This window comes from Erythrobacteraceae bacterium WH01K, from assembly GCA_027941995.1.
GTDB lineage: Bacteria > Pseudomonadota > Alphaproteobacteria > Sphingomonadales > Sphingomonadaceae > CAJXSN01.
In genome coordinates this window covers 1,732,798-1,749,326 of the sequence record CP115966.1, presented here as the reverse complement: position 1 = coordinate 1,749,326, position 16,529 = coordinate 1,732,798, and the positions used below count along the sequence as shown (strand labels likewise).

Here is a 16,529-nt window from a genome sequence, read left to right as displayed (position 1 = left end):
GGCCCTAACCCTTCATGCTAGCATAATCGGCGACGGTATCCGCTACCGGATCGAACCGGACGAGCAATGCGATCGCCAAAGCCGCAAGCAGGCAAATTGCCGCAATGCGCGAGGAATCTTTTCCGTCCGAACGCGGCACCAGCATTCCCAGAGCCGGAATGGCAAGCGCGGCCAGCAGGGCAGTGACAGAGGGCATGTCCGGCCCCACACCCTGCATCAACTGGTGCCCGTATTGCAGCAGGAAGCCACCGGCGATGGCGCCGCCCACGACTTTGACCGCCAGCCCGATGCGTTCCGGCAGAAAATGGCTCACAAACCCGGCTACCCCGACCACCAGCAACGGGAACACGATGATGAACGTCGTGATCGGCGCAATGACTTGCGCGGCGATGGCCAGCACCAGCCCGAAAAGCGTTCCCTTCCGCCCGGCCCATAGCGGCGCTGTAACCGCAAGGGCGCCCGCGCAGACGAGCAGGGCCTGCGCTTCCAGATACGGTATGGCTGCCAGGCGGTCGTAATAACTTCCCGCAGCGCCCGCGCCCGACACGAGGTTCAGCAGGTAAAGCAGCGCGCCGCCACCTACGATTACGCCCATGGACGCGCCCACCGATCGCCAGACGCGGTTGCGGGGCGCAATCATTGCCTCGTTCGTGCGGATCGCAAAGATGTGCAGCAGGATTGTCAGGCCCAGCAGGATCCAGCCCGTGACCGTGCCGTAGTGCAGGACGAACAGGCCGAAAACATCGAAGAACGTGGCGTCGGGCGCCGCCTCGGGAAGCGCCTGCGCCTCGCCCAAGGTACGGGTGAGAGCCAGGGTCTGCTCCCCCATGTCCTGCAGCGAACCCCGGTCGAGATTGGCAGGCGTCGCCAATGGCGAGTGATAGAGCCCCGGGCGACCGATGAAGGAGAGGTTGTACGCGGTGACGTCCAGCTCCAGCGCCGGAGTGAGGTCGGTATCGTTGGGCAAGGTCTCGTACACGAATGTCGCCAGCGAAGAGCCGCCGGGCGTGGCGACAGCGCCGGCGTAGGCTTCCACCGCCCCGCCATTGTTTGGCGATGTCTGGAACAGCGTGGTGCGCCCGCCCCCACCCCGCGCTTCCAGATTGACGACGGCTCCAACGCGAGCGCGAAGCGGGTTCTCGCCGAAGAACTGGCGCGCGCCGACCAGCCCGAGTTCCTCCGCATCGGTGAACAGGGCGATCACGTCGCGTTCCAGCGGGCCCTGCGCCTGCGAAGCGCGCAGCGTCTCGATGATGGCGGCAACGCCCGCCGTATCGTCCGGAGCGCCGGGCGAGTTCCAAACCGTGTCGTGATGGGCCATCAGCAGCAATGCGGGCTTGGACCGGTCCCGGCCCGGCAGAACGCCGATGATATTCGTGAACGTCAGCGCGTCGGGCCGCGATCCGCTCCAGTTCCCGAACTTGTCGAGGCCCTGTTCCGGCACCAGCCCCTGCGTGGTCGACACCTCCATGCCGATGGCCTGCAGGCGGCCGGCGATATGTTCGCGCACCTCGGCATTGGCCTGCGATCCGGTCACGTGCGGCTCTCTTGCGATAATCTCCACGTCCTGCATCGCACGGGCGGCCGAGAATGCAGTGCCCGGGGCAGATAGCCCTGCATCACGGGGCGGCGTCGTACCGATGATCGCAAGGATGAAGGCCCCGATAATCGCGGCGATGACAGGCAGGTGGCGCATTCGTTCGGTTTCCCCTCGTTCCGCCCCTGAATGCGCGTTCCGGACAGTGGGCGCAACCGCGACGGACGCGCGCCCGCCTTCCCTGTGCAAAGCACCCTACAACCCGATGTCGGGGGTGGAGGGAATCGCCGCCCTCCCCTATAGGCGCGCCATGCGTATTGCCATTGCCTCAGACCATGCCGCCCTCTCCATGAAAGCCGAACTGCGCGAGTGGCTCGTCGAGATCGGGCACGAAGTTGCCGACCTCGGCCCCGATAGCGGCGACAGCGTCGATTATCCCGATTACGGTTACAAGCTGGCCGGCGTCGTCGCGGACGGCACAGCGGAGCGCGGGATTGCGCTGTGCGGCAGCGGCATCGGCATCTCGATGAGCGTGAACCGCAATCCGCAGGTCCGCTGCGCGCTGGTTTCAGAACCGCTCAGCGCCAGCCTTGCGCGCGAACACAATGATGCCAACTGCCTCGCCATCGGCGCCCGCCTGACCGGGATCGAAATGGCGAAAGCCTGCGTCACCGCCTTCCTCGATACCGAGTTTGCCGGGGGCCGCCACCAGCGCCGCGTCGACAAGCTTTCCAATCCTGCCTGAAGAGACCCGTCATGAGCACTGCCCCCGACCAGACCACCCCCGACCAGATCGACGCCCGTACCGCCGACATGAACCGTTTCTGGCATGACGACCTGGCGACGGCCGATCCCGAAATCGCGGCCGCGATCGACAAGGAACTGGCCCGGCAGCAGGACAAGATCGAACTGATCGCGAGCGAGAACATTGCCTCCACCGCCGTGCTGGAAGCGACGGGCAGCGTCTTCACCAACAAATACGCCGAGGGCTATCCCGGCAAGCGTTATTACGGCGGCTGCGACTATGCCGATGTCGTCGAGACACTGGCGATCGACCGGGCGAAGGAACTGTTCGGTTGCAACTTCGCCAATGTCCAGCCCAATTCGGGCAGCCAGATGAACCAGGCGGTCTTCCTCGCGTTGCTGCAGCCGGGCGACACCTTCATGGGGCTGGATCTCAATTCCGGTGGACACCTGACCCATGGCAGCCCCGTCAACATGAGCGGCAAGTGGTTCAATCCCGTCGCCTACGGCGTGCGGCAGGAAGACGAACTGATCGACATGGACGCCGTGATGGCGACCGCGAAGGAGCACAAGCCGAAGCTGATCATCGCCGGCGGCACCGCCTATTCGCGCGTCTGGGACTGGGAAGCATTCCGCCGGGTCGCGGACGAGGTCGGCGCCTATCTGATGGTCGACATGAGCCACATTTCCGGCTTGGTCGCGGGCGGCGCGCATCCCTCGCCCTTCCCCCATGCCGACGTCGTCACCACGACCACGCACAAATCGCTGCGCGGTCCGCGTTCAGGCGTGATCCTGTGGAACGACGAGGAACTGACCAAGCCGATCAACATGGCGGTCTTCCCCGGAATGCAGGGCGGTCCGCTGATGCACGTCGTCGCGGCCAAGGCCGTTGCCTTCCGCGAGGCGCTGCGTCCCGAGTTCAAGGCCTATGCCGCAAGCGTCGTCGAGAACGCCCGCGCCCTCGCTGCAAGCCTGGAGGAAAACGGCCTGCGCATCGTGTCGGGCGGCACGGACAACCATTCCATGCTGGTCGACCTGTCGGGCAAGGATGTTACCGGCAAGGCCGCGGAGAAGGGCCTCGACCGCGCATGGCTCACCTGTAACAAGAACGGCATCCCGTTTGACACCCGCAGCCCGTTCGTCACCAGCGGCATTCGCCTCGGCACGCCGGCAGGCACGACCCGCGGCTTCGGTCCTGCGGAGTTTCGCACCATCGGCAAGCTGATTGCCGAAGTCGTCGACGGACTGAGCAAAAACGGGCCGGACGGAGACGCCCAGGTGGAACGAAGCGTGCAGGAACGCGTCAGTCAGTTGTGCAACCAGTTTCCAGTATATCCGGGACGATAGACATGACCGACTTCGATACCACCACCCAGAACGAAACCGCCTCGACGGCCGAATCCCTGCCCGGCGACAAGCGCCGCGAGCGCGAGCGCCGTGAACGTATCGCGGACGAGGCGAAGACCGAAGCGTCCGCCATGTTCAGGGAAGGGATGAAGCATCCCTCGACGAAGCCTGTCCTTAAAGGCGCGGCCATCGGCGCAGTTGCCGGGATTATCCTGCCGGTCGTCGGGCCGCTGATCGGCGCTGCGGCAGGCGGCGGATATGCGTTTTACAAACGGCTCAATTCCGTCAAATAGGGGCCGATCCCCTTTCGACATTCCAGTGAGACACGATGCGCTGCCCATTCTGCGCCCATGATGACAGCCAGGTAAAAGACTCGCGTCCCGCCGAAGACAACGCCGCGATCCGTCGCCGGCGACAGTGTTCTTCATGCGGGGCGCGTTTTACCACGTTCGAACGCGTGCAATTGCGCGAAGTGACCGTGGTCAAATCGGGCGACCAGGCCGGAGCGCGCAAACAGCCCTTCGACCGGGTGAAGCTGGAGCAGTCGATCGCCCTCGCCTGCCGCAAGCGCGATGTCAGCCGGGAACAGATCGACCAGCTCGTCTCCGGCATCCAGCGACAGGTCGAGACGACAGGCGAAAGCGAGATCGCATCGAGCCGTATCGGCGAACTGGTGATGGACGGGCTGCGCCAGCTCGATTCCGTGGCCTATATCCGCTTCGCCTCTGTCTACCGCGATTTCAGTGAAGCCCGCGATTTCGAGGAATTTGCCAGCACCGTCCACGAGGCGGGCCAGCAATGACCTCGCAAGCGACCGGCAAGCCGATCATCGTGCTCGTCCGCCCGCAATTGGGCGAGAATATCGGCAAGGCGGCGCGCGCCATGCGCAATTTCGGCTTGACCGAGATGCGTCTGGTCAGCCCGCGCGACGGATGGCCCAATCCCTCCGCCGGCCCCGCAGCCTCGGGCGCGGACGACGTGCTGGAACAGGCGCAGGTCTTCGAGTCGACAGCCGACGCGGTTTCCGACTGTGCCCATGTCTATGCGACCACGGTTCGCAAGCGCGGGGTGTCGAAGCCGGTCGTAACTCCAACCGAGGCTGCAGGAGAGATCCGCAGTGCGCAGGGGCGCTCCGCAATCCTGTTCGGGCCGGAGCGATCGGGGCTGGAGACTGCCGATGTCGCGCTGGCGCGGTCCATCCTTACCGTGCCGATCGATCCCGACTTCGGCTCGCTGAACCTGGCACAGGCCGTCATCCTGTGCGCGTATGAATGGTCGAAAGGCGCCGATCTGGCTCAACCGACCGTTGAGGATCTGCTTCCCCCCGCTCCGCAGGAAGAACTGGAAGGCCTTATCGACCATTTCGAACGGATGCTGGAGCCGAACGGATATTTTCGCCCCGAGGCCCGCCGCGAAGCGACTCGCCGCACGCTCCGCACCGTCCTGACAAAGCCGGGCTGGAACCATTTGGAGGTCCGTACCCTGCGGGGCGTCCTCAGCACGCTGCAACGGGGGCGATTTGACGGAGATAGCCGATAGGAGGTATGCCTCCGGTCATGGCTGTGCTTTCCCCCCTTCTCGCAGGCCTGCTTCTGATGCAGGTCACGCCCGCGGTTGAAACGCCGCCGGCCCACGATTCCACCGCTCAGGCTGCTCACGAGAATGCCGTCCCCGACGACGAAACCGCGCCGGAGGCCGAAGCGGAAGACGAAAATGACGGCGGCAAGATCGAATGTCGCCGCCACACGATCGCCGGATCCCGATTGGCAAGCCGGAAGGTCTGCCGCACGAAGGCCGAATGGAAGATTTACGAACAGGATACGCAGGATTCGCTTAATCAGGCGACCGCTCGTTACTCGGATACGCCGGGATAACGGGTGACGCGGGCCGGAATATTGAAAATTCACCGCCCCGTAACACGCGCCTGCTATTTCGACACTGCACACCCCAAAACCAAGCGACCCGAAAACAGAGGAAAAATTCATGAAATTGACCGCAGCACTTGCCGCAGGCGTTCTTTTCGCAGCATCCGCCCCCACCATCGCCTACGCCCAGGGCGGCGAGGAAAACGCGCAGGCACCGGAAGCCGCGCCCGAAACGGAAGAGGACGATGACGGTCTCGATATGAACCGCAAGATCTGCAAGACCTACACGGTCACCGGCTCGCGCCTTGCGAAGAAGAAGGTCTGCCGCACCGCTTACGAGTGGAAAAAGTACGAGGAAGACACCCAGGACTCGGTCGGCCAGGCCCTGAACCGTCGTTCCGCCGTAGGCGACAACAACTAATCAGACTAAGCTTCGGCTTATGAGAAAAGGCGCGCTGTCCGGACGTTCCGGGCGGCGCGCCTTTCTCGTTTTGCCTCCCGAGATCCGAGCTGTTATTTCCTGAGTTCGTCCCAGATCGTCATTTCATAAGCGATCGATGCCTCGACCAGCCTGTCCCAGATCGCTTCCAGTTCCTCCGCCGGAAGTTTTCGCGCCCCTGCATCGGCAACAGCATTGGCAATGACTTCGGCCTTGCGATCCTCGTCCCGCACGGCATCGCGCGTCGGCTTGATCCGGGCAGCGGCGCGCATGTAGCCGAAGCGGCGGTCCAGCAATTCCATCAGTTCCCGGTCCGTCCGGTCCACGCCAGCGCGTACGTCGGACATGGTTTCGCAATCGTCGGGCAATCGAATATCGGTCATGCCGCGTCCCTTGGCGAGCGCGAGGCCGTTTGTCGAGCCGGTCGTGACGGCGATTCCCCTTGCTTTACACGGCAGGCGCGCTATTTGGCGCGCTCACTTCGGCAACGCGCCTTTCCATGGGCGCGCCCGATTGGCCCCGCATCCCGGTGAAGCGGTGGCCGCACACGGCACAATCGGCCGTGTGGTGCGCAGCCGGGTTCGAACGGTCCGCATTGTCGGCGGATCGCAGCAAATTGAAGGAAGATACCATGTCGAAGCGCAAGAGCGCCAAGTATAAGCTCGACCGCCGGATGGGCGAAAACATCTGGGGTCGCCCGAATTCCCCGGTCAACAAGCGTTCCTACGGCCCCGGCCAGCACGGCCAGCGTCGCAAGAGCAAGATGTCGGACTTCGGTCTGCAGCTGCGCGCTAAGCAGAAGCTGAAGGGCTATTACGGCGACGTCACCGAGAAGCAGTTCCGCCGCACCTACAAGGAAGCGGCCAGCATGAAGGGCGATACCGGCCAGAACCTGATCGGCCTGCTGGAACAGCGTCTGGACATGGTCGTCTACCGCGCCAAGTTCGCTCCGACGATCTTCGCCGCGCGCCAGATCGTGAGCCACGGCCACATTCTGCTGAACGGCGTGAAGACCAACATCGCCAGCGCCCGCGTGAAGGTCGGCGACGTCGTTTCGCTGGGCAAGAAGGCGCAGGAAATGGTTCTCGTCATCGAAGCGCAGAGCCTGCCCGAGCGCGAGATCCCCGACTACGTGGTTCCCGATGGCAACGACAAGGTGACCTACACCCGCGTGCCGAAGCTGGACGAGGTTCCCTACCCCGTCACGATGGAACCGAACCTGGTCGTCGAGTTCTACTCGCGCTGATCGGTACGCATACCTGATACGAAAAGGGCGGCCTTCACGGGCCGCCCTTTCTTTTTGTGCTTCCGGCCCGCACGCCTCAAGGGGAGAGATGGCGGGTCAGGAAGGCGTCGATATCCGCCAGCATCCGCGTGCGCATTGCGGAATCGTCGATGCTGTGCGCCACGCCTTCGAATTCGACGAACTGGACGTCCTTGCCCGCTTTGCGCAATTCGGTTTCCATTTCGCGCGAATGTTCCACGCCGACATTCTGGTCGGCATCGCCATGCACGAGAAATACGGGCGAGGCGAAGGCCGCGACATTGCGTGCCGGGCTACCTTGCATGACATGCGGCCCTTCGCCGACAAAGTCGTCGATCAGTCGCAGGCTACCCGAAGTCTGGAATTCGTTTCGCCACATCTTCAGGTCGGTGACCGGAGCAATGGCCGCGATCGCCTTGTACAGCGAAGGGTCGAGAACCTGCGACTGCAACGCCGCATAGCCGCCATAGGACCAGCCCACGATAGCAAGTTTGTCCGGATCGGCTACGCCCTCCGACACGAACCAGCGGCCTGCATCGTTCACGTCGCCAACCGCGGTCTCCCATGCCTGGAAGCCGTTCTTGCCGAACCATTCCGATCCATACCCCGCCGACCCGCGGAAATTGGGCTGCAATACGGCATAGCCGCGCGCGGCAAAGAACTGCACCAGCCAATTGAAGCCCCATTCGTCTCGCGCTCCGGGCCCGCCATGCGGCATTACGATCGCCGGGAGACCTCTCGCATCTTCCTGTCCGGGCGGAAGCGTGAGGTAGCCGGGGATCTCAGTTCCATCCGCCGCAGGATAGGTAACCGGCTTCATTGTGCCGAGCTGGCGTCCGGCGAAACCGTCGCGAAGCGGCATCAGCTCGTTCAGTTGCCGCGTCTGCTTGTCATAGAGATACAGCATGCCGGGATCCGTGTCGCTGGATGCTGAAATCAGCAGCTTGCTCTCGTCCGCATTGGCTCCGCGTATGCCTATCAGCGGACTGCCTGAAAGAGCGGCTTCGAGCCCTTCGGCAAGCGCCTTGAGCTCCGGATCGAAATAGACGGCCCTGCGCACCTCCGTCGCATAACTTGCGCCGACCACCCGGCGCTGCCGTCCCAGGCGAATGAGATCGTCGACGTCGACGTCGCTGCGCGACACGACTTCCTCGCGCGTGTCCGAACCGTCCAGTTTCTGGCGATAGATTGCGAGATTGCCATCGGCATTCGGCTCGAACCCGTACACGGCGTTTTCACGCGCCGCCACGGCTACGGGAATGAAACCTTCGTCGATTGTCTGTGCGCCCACCGTCGCGCGGGACAATTCATCCTATTGCGACGAACCCGGCTTGCGATAGAAATATGCCCGTTCCCCGGTATCGCGTCCTTGTACGAAGCGTCCGACCCCCTTCAGCCGGACCGCTCCCGTTTCATCGGCGTAATAGGCAAAGGTGTTACCGTCGGGATTCTCGACCTTGCTGGTGCGGCCGGAATCGATGTCGACCTCCACCACGCCGCGGCCCCATTCCTTGTTCGCAAGGCGGGTATTGGCTCCGTTTTCCGGGAACCAGTCCTGCGTCATCAGGATCTTGTCGGGCTCCCCCTGAACATCGAGGGCAACGACCGAGCCGCCGCTGAACCCGACATAGAGCGAACGCGATCCGACATCGGGGCTCAGCTGCTCGACATTTTCACCATCGGCATCGACTGCGAAGCCGGCTGTATCCGAAGATGTCGCCGCTGACATTGCTGTCGCGGGAAAAGGACGTTCGGCACACGAAACGGGTGTTGGTCGCGAACTCGCAATAGTCGAGGTTCGATCGTTCCACCGTCAGGGCGATGACGCGCTGCGGTGCCGGCGTTGCCTGTGTCAGATCGACGAGATACAGCGCCTCGCCCTGTGCCCCATAGGGGGCGATATAGGAAAACTTGCTGCCATCGGGGGACAGCGAAACGTGGCGCACACCCTCCCGCGCACCGAAGAGCTGGGCCGTTTCCTGCGGCGTTTCGGCATGGGCCGGAGCCTGGCCGGGGACCGGGCAAAGTGCAGCAGCCGCGACGCCGGCCGCGAATTTGAATTTGTGTAGCAAGAGAGACCCCCGGAATTAAATCGTCACCTGCGGATCATCCCTGCCGCAGGTTTATGTCATCCTTTCAAGGAAGGCGTCCGGGATCAAGTCCTTAACCAAGGTATCTTTTCCTGAAACGGTCGGCGAATTCGGTGAACTTACGATCGGAAATCGCATCGCGCATCGATTGCATCAGCTGCTGGTAGAACCCGATATTATGATCGGTCATCAGCATGGCGCCCAGCATCTCGCCCGCGCGGACAAGGTGATGGAGATAGGCCCGGCTGTATTTGGCGCAGGTAGGACACGCACAATCGGGGTCGAGCGGTCCGGTGTCCTCGGCAAAGCGGGCATTGCGGATGTTTATCGGACCGTCCCACGTAAATGCCTGTCCGTTGCGTCCCGAGCGCGTCGGCAGCACGCAGTCGAACATGTCGACCCCGCGCTCTACCGCGCCGACGAGATCGTCGGGCTTGCCGACGCCCATCAGGTATCGCGGCCGGTCTTCGGGCAATTGTCCGGGCGCATAGTCGAGCACGCCGAACATCGCTTCCTGCCCCTCCCCCACAGCCAGTCCGCCGATGGCGTAGCCGTCGAAGCCGATGTCCGTCAGGGCCTCTGCACTGCGGGCGCGAAGCCCCTCGTCGAGCGCGCCCTGCTGGATGCCGAACAAGGCCGAACGCGCAGCATGGTCCTGACCGCTGTCGAAGCCGTCGCGGCTGCGCTGCGCCCAGCGCATGGACATTTCCATGCTCGCCTCGATCTCGGCCAGTGGACGGTCGGCGCGCGGGCATTCGTCGAAGGCCATCACGATGTCGCTGCCGAGCAGGCGCTGGATCTCCATGCTGCGTTCCGGCGTCAGCATGTGTTTCGACCCGTCGATATGGCTGCGGAATTCCACGCCCTTCTCGGTCAGCTTGTTGAGGTCGGACAGGCTCATCACCTGGTATCCGCCGCTGTCGGTCAGGATCGGGCGGTCCCACTTCATGAATTCGTGCAGGCCGCCAAGCCGTGCCATGCGTTCCGCGCCCGGGCGCAGCATCAGGTGGTACGTGTTGCCGAGGATGATGTCCGCCCCGGCAGCGCGCACGGTTTCCGGCTTCATCGCCTTCACCGTGGCAGCAGTGCCGACCGGCATGAAAGCGGGCGTGCGAATGTCGCCGCGCTTCATGGCGATTGTGCCGGTACGCGCCTTCCCGTCCACCGCGTGGATGGCGAATTCGAAACGGGGTTTGTCACTCATCGATCAGAAACCGTAGACAAGGGTGAAGCGGGAAAGCGTATCGGTCGAAACCGCGCCTGCCGGGGGATTGCTGTCGTAATCGACCTGGTAGGAAAAGCGGGTCGAAACCTTGTCACTGACCTTGAACTGCAGGCCGGACAGCAGGTTGACGGAGGTATTCGCCCCGTCGATGAACACCGTCGCCGTCCCGCCCGCTGCGCCCGAGACCACGTTGGTGTCCTGCGTGAACTTTATCCGGTCGCTGATGGCCCAGTCGAAATCGGCCCCGATCAGCCCGGCCAGGTTCGTGTCACTGGTCCCGTCGAGGAACTCGGTCCTGCGATAGGCCGGGCCGCCCTTCACCGACAGGCTGAGATCGTCGGTATCGATCACGGTGTAGCCGACGCCTGCCGATACCGAATAGCGCGCATCAAAGCCCTGAAATCGATCGCCTTCATACTGAGCGAGGCCATAGGCGAAGAAGCCGTCGTCGATCTGGTAGCGCGGTTCGTAGGCGGCGAAATATTTCTCGCGCGTGGTGACGCCGCCGGTCCGCTGGTAGTCGGCGCGGCCGGTCAGCTTGTGGCTCCAGTCGATCCCGCTGCGCCGTAATTCCAGCGCGCCGCTCAGCCCCGTATTGCTGGTATTGCCCGTGGCGCGGAAGGCCCCGATTTCCCCCTTGCCCGTCCAGTTGTCGAACACGCCGGCATCCGCCAGCTGGCGATCCTTTTCCTCGGCAGCCTGCCGGGCAAGCTCGGCCTGTTGCTGCGAATAGGCGTTCGCGATCTCGTCGATCTCGGCGACCTGGTCCGGATTTGTCTGGCGGGCCAGTTTCAGCACGGTCGAAACCGCCTTGCTGTCACCGCTTTCGATGGCGGCATCGATCATGGCCCGCACCGGCGGGGGAAGCTGTGCGAGCGCGACGCTCGGCAGCGTCAACGCACAGGCAGCCAGGGGAAGGAGAAGGTAGCGCATGGCCGCGACCGCTAGCGCCTCGCGCAAGATCCTTCCACCCCGGATGCGCTGGTCATGGCCGCAGGCGCCAGCCCGTGTGGAAGATGAAGGCGATGATGGCGATGCAGACGGCGAGGAAACCGATGGTCAGCCCGAACGACACCTCGATCGGCACATCGGCGCTGCCGTAAAACGTCCAGCGCAGGCCACTGACGAGATAGACGATCGGATTGAACAGCGCGACCGTGTCCCACGGTTCGGGCAGCATATCGATCGAGTAGAACGTGCCGCCAAGGAACGTCAGTGGCAGCAGGATCAGCTGCGGGATGATCCCCAGCTTCTCGAAACTGTCCGCCCATACGCCGAGGATGAATCCGAACAGGCTAAAACTGGCCGCGACCAGCATGATGTAGAAGATCGCCAGCACGGGATGCGCGATGGAGTAATCGACGAACAAAGTCGCCGTGGCGAGGATGATGGCGGCGAGGATCAGCGACTTGGTGGCCGCCGCCCCGACGAAGCCGACAAGCGTTTCCGCCACCCCCACCGGTGCGGAGAGGAGTTCGTAGATCGTGCCGGTGAAGCGAGGCATGTAGATGCCGAAACTGGCATTCGAGGTGCTTTCGCTGAGCAGGGTCAGAAGCAGCAGACCCGGCACGATGAAGGCGCCGTAATCCACGCCGCCCAGATCGGGCATACCCTCCCCGATGGCCGCACCGAAGACGATGAAATAGAGCGCCGTCGTCAGGACCGGCGCGAGGATCGACTGGAACGCTGTGCGAAGGGCGCGGAACAGCTCGCGCTGGTAGATCGCCCAAGTGCTGCGCAGGTTGAACCCCATCATGCCGCGGCCCCTTCCCCCTGCCCGCGTTCCAGCAGGTCCACGAAGATATCCTCCAGAGAGCTTTCGCGCACGTCTATGCCGACATAGTCGATACCCGCAGCCGTCAGGGCCTTGGTCACGTCGGCGACTTCGCCGCGTCCCTTCCCCGATCCGTCGCCGCCGCGATAGCACAGCGTCGTGCCGCCATCTTCCAGCTGGACGGGATAGCGCGCGATTTCGGGCGGTATCGCGGCGAGCGGGCGGGCGAGTTCGATCAGCGCTTCCGTCCGGCCCAGGCGCTTCATCATCGCGTCCTTGTTATCCACCATCAGGATACGCCCGCCGCTGATGATCCCGACGCGGTCGGCCATCTGCTCGGCTTCCTCGATATAGTGCGTGGTCAGGATGACGGTTGTGCCCCGCTCCCGCATCGCGCCGATCTGCTTCCACATATCCTTGCGCAGTTCCACATCGACGCCTGCGGTCGGTTCGTCGAGGAACAGCAGGTCCGGCTCGTGCGCCATGGCCTTTGCGATCAGGACGCGCCGCTTCATCCCGCCGGAAAGCGCCCGGATCTGCTCGTCTCGCTTGTCCCACAGGCTCAGCGCGCGAAGCACGTCCTCGATATGGGCGCGGTCTGGCGGCAGGCCGAAAAGCCCGCGCGAATAGCTGACGGAGCGCATCACGGGCTCGAACATGTCGGTGCTTAGTTCCTGCGGTACCAGTCCGATGCGGCTTCGTGCGCTGCGCCATGTGCTTTGCAGGTCCTGCCCGAAAACCTCGATGCTGCCGGCGGTCGGATTGACGAGGCCGCAGACCGCGCCGATCAGCGTCGTCTTGCCCGCACCATTGGGCCCGAGCAGCGCAAAAATCTCGCCCTTGCGAATGTCGAGATCGACGTTGTCGAGCGCGGTGAAGCGCCCGTCATAGATCTTGGTCAGGCCGCGAAGGCGCAGAATGGCATCATCCATCCGGTCGTCATGGCAGGAGAAGCGAGGAATCGCCATAGCTGTAGAAGCGGTAGCCTTCGCCAATGGCGTGGGCGTAGGCGTCCATCATCCGCTCTCGGCCGACCAGAGCGCTGACCAGCATCATCAGGGTCGACTTGGGCAGGTGGAAATTGGTCATCAGGCCGTTGACCGCGCGAAAGCTATAGCCCGGCGTGATGAAGATCGACGTATCGCCAGCGAAGGGTTTTATCGCGCCGTCTTCGCTCGCCGCGCTTTCCAGCAGTCGGAGCGTCGTGGTGCCGACCGCAATGATGCGGCCGCCATTTGCACGCGCGGCATTGAGGCGGGCAGCCACGTCCGGCTCGATCCGGCCCCACTCGGCATGCATTGCGTGGTCGTCGGTATCGTCCGCCTTGACCGGGAGGAACGTGCCCGCGCCCACATGCAGCGTCAGGGTTTCGCGCGCGATACCGCGTTCATCGAGAGCGGCCAGCAGGCCGGGCGTGAAGTGCAGCGCCGCGGTGGGGGCGGCCACGGCCCCTTCCTCGCGCGCGAAAATCGTCTGGTAGTCCTCGCGGTCGCGCTCGTCCGTGGCGCGCTTGCCCGCGATATAAGGCGGCAGGGGCATGGTGCCTGCGCGCTCCAGCAGGACCTCGACCGGTTCATCGCCCTCGAAGGCCAGTGTCCAGCTGCCATCGGCCGCGCGGCTTTCCGAAATGGCGGATACGCCTTCGCCGAAATCGACCCGGTCTCCGGGTTTCAACCGCTTGGCATTGCGGATGAAGGCCTGCCAGCGGCGCAGGTCGATCCTCTTGTGCAAGGTGGCGCCGATGGTCGCTTCCCCGCGCCTGCCGGTCAGCTGTGCGGGGATGACGCGGGTGTCGTTGAAGACCAGCACGTCGCCCGGCTCCAGCAGCCCGGGCAGGTCGCGCACCCCCATGTCGGCGAACGGCTCGTCCCCGCGCACCAGCAGCATCCGCGCCGCATCGCGCGGTGACGCGGGGCGCAGGGCGATGAGCTCTTGCGGGAGGTCGAAATCGAACAGGTCAACGCGCATGGCCAGCGCCTATAGCGGATGCGGCCTGCGCGTCACCTGCCTGTTTTGCGTTACTCCGACAGCGGCGCGTTCAGGTCGTCGACCGAAATCCCGTCGAAGGACGGCGCTTCCTCTTCGGACACGGGTGCCGGCGGAGGGGTGGTGATCTGCGGCTTGTTGTCGGCGGCGATCGATGCCTGCAGGATCCGGGTCGGGTTCTGCGGCGGCTCGCCCCGCTGGATGGTATCGACCGCGGCCATGTTGGAAATCACCCGGCCGAAATTGGTGTATTTGTTGTCCAGCGAGAAACGCGGGTAGAATACGATGAAGAACTGGCTGTTGGCGCTGTCCTCGCTCTGCGCGCGGGCCATGGACACGGTGCCGCGAAGATGCGGCAGCGGATTGAACTCCTCTTCCAGGTCGGGGAGCGTCGATCCGCCCTGCCCCGTACCGGTCGGATCGCCGGTCTGCGCCATGAAGCCGTCAATCACGCGGTGGAAGATGACCCCGTCGTAAAAGCCCTGCCGGGTCAGCGTCTTCACCCGCTCCACATGGCTGGGGGCCCAGTCGGACATCAGGCGGATGCCGACCCGCTGCCCGTTCGACAGGTCGAGCAGCAGGATGTTTTCCGGGTCTTCCTGCGCGTTGAAATTCACCTTCTCGTAGACCTTTGGCGCTGCGGGCGCTTCGGCCTCCTGTGCCAGCGCGGGAGAAACGGCCAGCGCGGCAAGGGCACCGGCGGTGACAAGGCGTTTGAACATGGGTCTACAGTCCTGAATTGGCGAATATCGGTATGCTGCGCGGCTTACCCATGCAGCACTGTCGTTACAATGAATGGAAGCGGACGGGCCGCCATGCGTGGTGATGTCAGTACTCGCCCTTGCGACCGATCTCGGCGACCCGCGCATCGACCTGGGCGCGCACGGCATCGCTGACGAAGGGCGAGATGTCGCCGCCGTAAAGGGCGATTTCCTTCACCAGCTTCGATGCGATGGGCTGGAGCGAGACGTCAGCCATCAGGAACACGGTCTCGATCTCGTCGTCGAGCTGCTGGTTCATGCCGGCCATCTGGTACTCGTATTCGAAGTCGGCCACGGCACGCAGGCCGCGCACTATGACGCTGGCGCCCTGCTTGCGGGCGAATTTCATCAGCAGGGCGTCGAAACCCACCACGCGGGTATTGTCGAGCCCCATCTCCGCCAGTTCGGCCGTTACCATCTTCATGCGCTCTTCCGGCGTGAACATGGGGTTCTTGGACGGGTTCGTGGTGACGCCGATGATCAGTTCGTCGACCAGTTTCGCCCCGCGGCGGATGATGTCGCGGTGGCCGCGCGTGATCGGATCGAAAGTGCCGGGATAGACCCCGATCCGCTTGTCGGTCTGTACGCTCAACGATCCCTCTCCACGATAAACCTTGCAAGGGCGACCAGCAGGTCCGCGTCCTCGCCATACTGGGCAAGATGCCCGGCTGCCTGTTCGACCAGCGCACGCGACTGGTTTCGAGCCCCCTCCACGCCCATCAGGGTCACGAAGGTCTGCTTGCCCTGCTCGCTGTCCTTGCCCACCGCCTTGCCGACCGTTTCCGCATCGCCTTCGACGTCCAGCAGGTCGTCCGCGATCTGGAAGGCGAGGCCGATATCGCGCGCATAGGCCCTGAGCGGGCCGCGCCCTTCCGGCGGAAGCTTGGCGAGGATGGCGCCCATTTCGACGCTCGCCGCCAGCAGCGCGCCGGTCTTGAGTTGTTGCAGCCGTGTGATCGTCGGCAGGTCGTAGGTCGCGCTGTCGGCGGCCATGTCCATCACCTGTCCGCCCGCCATGCCGTTCATCCCCGACGCGGTGGCCAGCGTGCGCACCAGCTGCGCCATGGTGAAAGGATCGCTTGTCGTCGCCGGATCGGTCAGGATTTCGAAGGCCAGCGCGTGGAGGCTGTCGCCTGCAAGGACCGCCGTCGCTTCGTCGAAAGCCCGGTGCAGCGTCGGCTTGCCGCGGCGCAAGGCATCATCGTCCATGCAGGGCAGGTCGTCATGGATCAGCGAATAGGCATGGATCGCCTCGACCGCGCAGCCTGCGCGCAGGGCCGGATCTCGTGCGACGCCCAGCATCTCCGCCGTCGCGACCAGCAGCAGCGGGCGCACCCGCTTGCCCCCGTCCATCGCACTGTACCGCATCGCCTCGAACAGGGGGCGGCGGGTATCCTCCGGCAGCGGCAGCAGTGCAGCGAACACCGCGTCGACGTCGCGCTGTATGCGGGTGAAGGCGCTATCCAGCTTCGTGGTGGAGGAATCGACCAATTCCAT

At 64.0% G+C, this 16,529-nt stretch carries 21 protein-coding genes; 8 read left to right on the top strand and 13 right to left on the bottom strand.

Annotated features, from left to right (window positions below):
- Positions 1–4: 4 nt before the first annotated feature.
- Complete coding sequence (locus PF049_08650; protein ID WBY15671.1) at positions 5–1,696, bottom strand: M20/M25/M40 family metallo-hydrolase; 1,692 nt, start codon at positions 1,694–1,696, stop codon at positions 5–7.
- Positions 1,697–1,847: 151 nt separating this feature from the next.
- Here PF049_08650 and rpiB point away from each other — a divergent pair, with 151 nt between their 5' ends.
- The 7 genes from rpiB to PF049_08615 all read left to right on the top strand — a co-directional run bounded on the left by rpiB (position 1,848) and on the right by PF049_08615 (position 5,914).
- Entirely contained in the window at positions 1,848–2,282 is a 435-nt protein-coding gene (gene rpiB, locus PF049_08645; protein ID WBY15670.1) for a ribose 5-phosphate isomerase B, read from the top strand.
- A gap of 68 nt (positions 2,283–2,350) precedes the next feature.
- Positions 2,351–3,628, top strand: coding sequence for a serine hydroxymethyltransferase (locus tag PF049_08640; GenBank protein WBY17890.1), 1,278 nt, complete (start codon positions 2,351–2,353; stop codon positions 3,626–3,628).
- A 2-nt stretch (positions 3,629–3,630) separates the two neighbouring features.
- Positions 3,631–3,921 carry a hypothetical protein gene (locus tag PF049_08635; GenBank protein ID WBY17987.1) on the top strand — a complete coding sequence of 97 codons (291 nt, stop codon included), beginning with the start codon at positions 3,631–3,633 and terminating at the stop codon, positions 3,919–3,921.
- A 35-nt stretch (positions 3,922–3,956) separates the two neighbouring features.
- Positions 3,957–4,430 (top strand): transcriptional regulator NrdR, encoded by a 474-nt coding sequence (nrdR, locus tag PF049_08630; protein ID WBY15669.1) that lies wholly within the window; start codon positions 3,957–3,959, stop codon positions 4,428–4,430.
- Complete coding sequence (locus PF049_08625) at positions 4,427–5,167, top strand: RNA methyltransferase (GenBank protein WBY15668.1); 741 nt, start codon at positions 4,427–4,429, stop codon at positions 5,165–5,167. Before nrdR ends, PF049_08625 begins: the two co-directional genes overlap by 4 nt.
- A gap of 56 nt (positions 5,168–5,223) precedes the next feature.
- Positions 5,224–5,502: a hypothetical protein gene (locus PF049_08620; protein WBY15667.1), complete on the top strand. Its 279-nt coding sequence runs from the start codon at positions 5,224–5,226 to the stop codon at positions 5,500–5,502.
- 109 nt (positions 5,503–5,611) lie between these two features.
- Positions 5,612–5,914 (top strand): hypothetical protein, encoded by a 303-nt coding sequence (locus tag PF049_08615; GenBank protein ID WBY15666.1) that lies wholly within the window; start codon positions 5,612–5,614, stop codon positions 5,912–5,914.
- Between the two features lie 92 nt (positions 5,915–6,006).
- Here the strand turns inward: PF049_08615 and PF049_08610 are convergent, their stop codons facing one another.
- A complete protein-coding gene (locus PF049_08610; protein WBY15665.1) occupies positions 6,007–6,315 on the bottom strand; it encodes a chorismate mutase in 309 nt (102 codons plus the stop codon).
- A 248-nt stretch (positions 6,316–6,563) separates the two neighbouring features.
- On the opposite strand from PF049_08610, the gene rpsD reads away from it, so the two are divergent.
- Positions 6,564–7,178 (top strand): 30S ribosomal protein S4, encoded by a 615-nt coding sequence (rpsD, locus tag PF049_08605; protein ID WBY15664.1) that lies wholly within the window; start codon positions 6,564–6,566, stop codon positions 7,176–7,178.
- A gap of 76 nt (positions 7,179–7,254) precedes the next feature.
- On the opposite strand, the gene PF049_08600 is transcribed toward rpsD, so the two are convergent.
- From PF049_08600 to PF049_08550, 11 genes are all read right to left on the bottom strand, one after another.
- A complete protein-coding gene (locus PF049_08600; GenBank protein WBY15663.1) occupies positions 7,255–8,487 on the bottom strand; it encodes a S9 family peptidase in 1,233 nt (410 codons plus the stop codon).
- Between the two features lie 21 nt (positions 8,488–8,508).
- The gene (locus tag PF049_08595) at positions 8,509–8,925 is read right to left on the bottom strand and encodes a hypothetical protein (GenBank protein WBY15662.1); all 417 of its coding nucleotides are present in this window, start codon (positions 8,923–8,925) and stop codon (positions 8,509–8,511) included.
- Positions 8,870–9,268 (bottom strand): hypothetical protein, encoded by a 399-nt coding sequence (locus PF049_08590; protein ID WBY15661.1) that lies wholly within the window; start codon positions 9,266–9,268, stop codon positions 8,870–8,872. Before PF049_08590 ends, PF049_08595 begins: the two co-directional genes overlap by 56 nt.
- A 91-nt stretch (positions 9,269–9,359) precedes the next feature.
- On the bottom strand, positions 9,360–10,490 hold the full coding sequence (tgt, locus tag PF049_08585; protein WBY15660.1) for a tRNA guanosine(34) transglycosylase Tgt: 1,131 nt from the start codon (positions 10,488–10,490) through the stop codon (positions 9,360–9,362).
- A 3-nt stretch (positions 10,491–10,493) separates the two neighbouring features.
- Positions 10,494–11,444 carry a DUF481 domain-containing protein gene (locus PF049_08580; protein WBY15659.1) on the bottom strand — a complete coding sequence of 317 codons (951 nt, stop codon included), beginning with the start codon at positions 11,442–11,444 and terminating at the stop codon, positions 10,494–10,496.
- Positions 11,445–11,496: 52 nt separating this feature from the next.
- The gene (locus tag PF049_08575) at positions 11,497–12,267 is read right to left on the bottom strand and encodes an ABC transporter permease (protein ID WBY15658.1); all 771 of its coding nucleotides are present in this window, start codon (positions 12,265–12,267) and stop codon (positions 11,497–11,499) included.
- Entirely contained in the window at positions 12,264–13,217 is a 954-nt protein-coding gene (locus PF049_08570) for an ABC transporter ATP-binding protein (protein WBY17889.1), read from the bottom strand. Before PF049_08570 ends, PF049_08575 begins: the two co-directional genes overlap by 4 nt.
- Positions 13,218–13,224: 7 nt before the next feature.
- Entirely contained in the window at positions 13,225–14,253 is a 1,029-nt protein-coding gene (gene queA / locus PF049_08565; GenBank protein WBY15657.1) for a tRNA preQ1(34) S-adenosylmethionine ribosyltransferase-isomerase QueA, read from the bottom strand.
- A gap of 50 nt (positions 14,254–14,303) precedes the next feature.
- Positions 14,304–14,993, bottom strand: a complete 690-nt coding sequence (locus PF049_08560; protein WBY15656.1) for a peptidylprolyl isomerase — start codon at positions 14,991–14,993, stop codon at positions 14,304–14,306.
- Between the two features lie 106 nt (positions 14,994–15,099).
- Entirely contained in the window at positions 15,100–15,624 is a 525-nt protein-coding gene (gene coaD / locus PF049_08555; GenBank protein WBY15655.1) for a pantetheine-phosphate adenylyltransferase, read from the bottom strand.
- Complete coding sequence (locus PF049_08550) at positions 15,621–16,529, bottom strand: polyprenyl synthetase family protein (protein WBY17888.1); 909 nt, start codon at positions 16,527–16,529, stop codon at positions 15,621–15,623. The genes coaD and PF049_08550 overlap by 4 nt, the downstream gene beginning before the upstream one ends.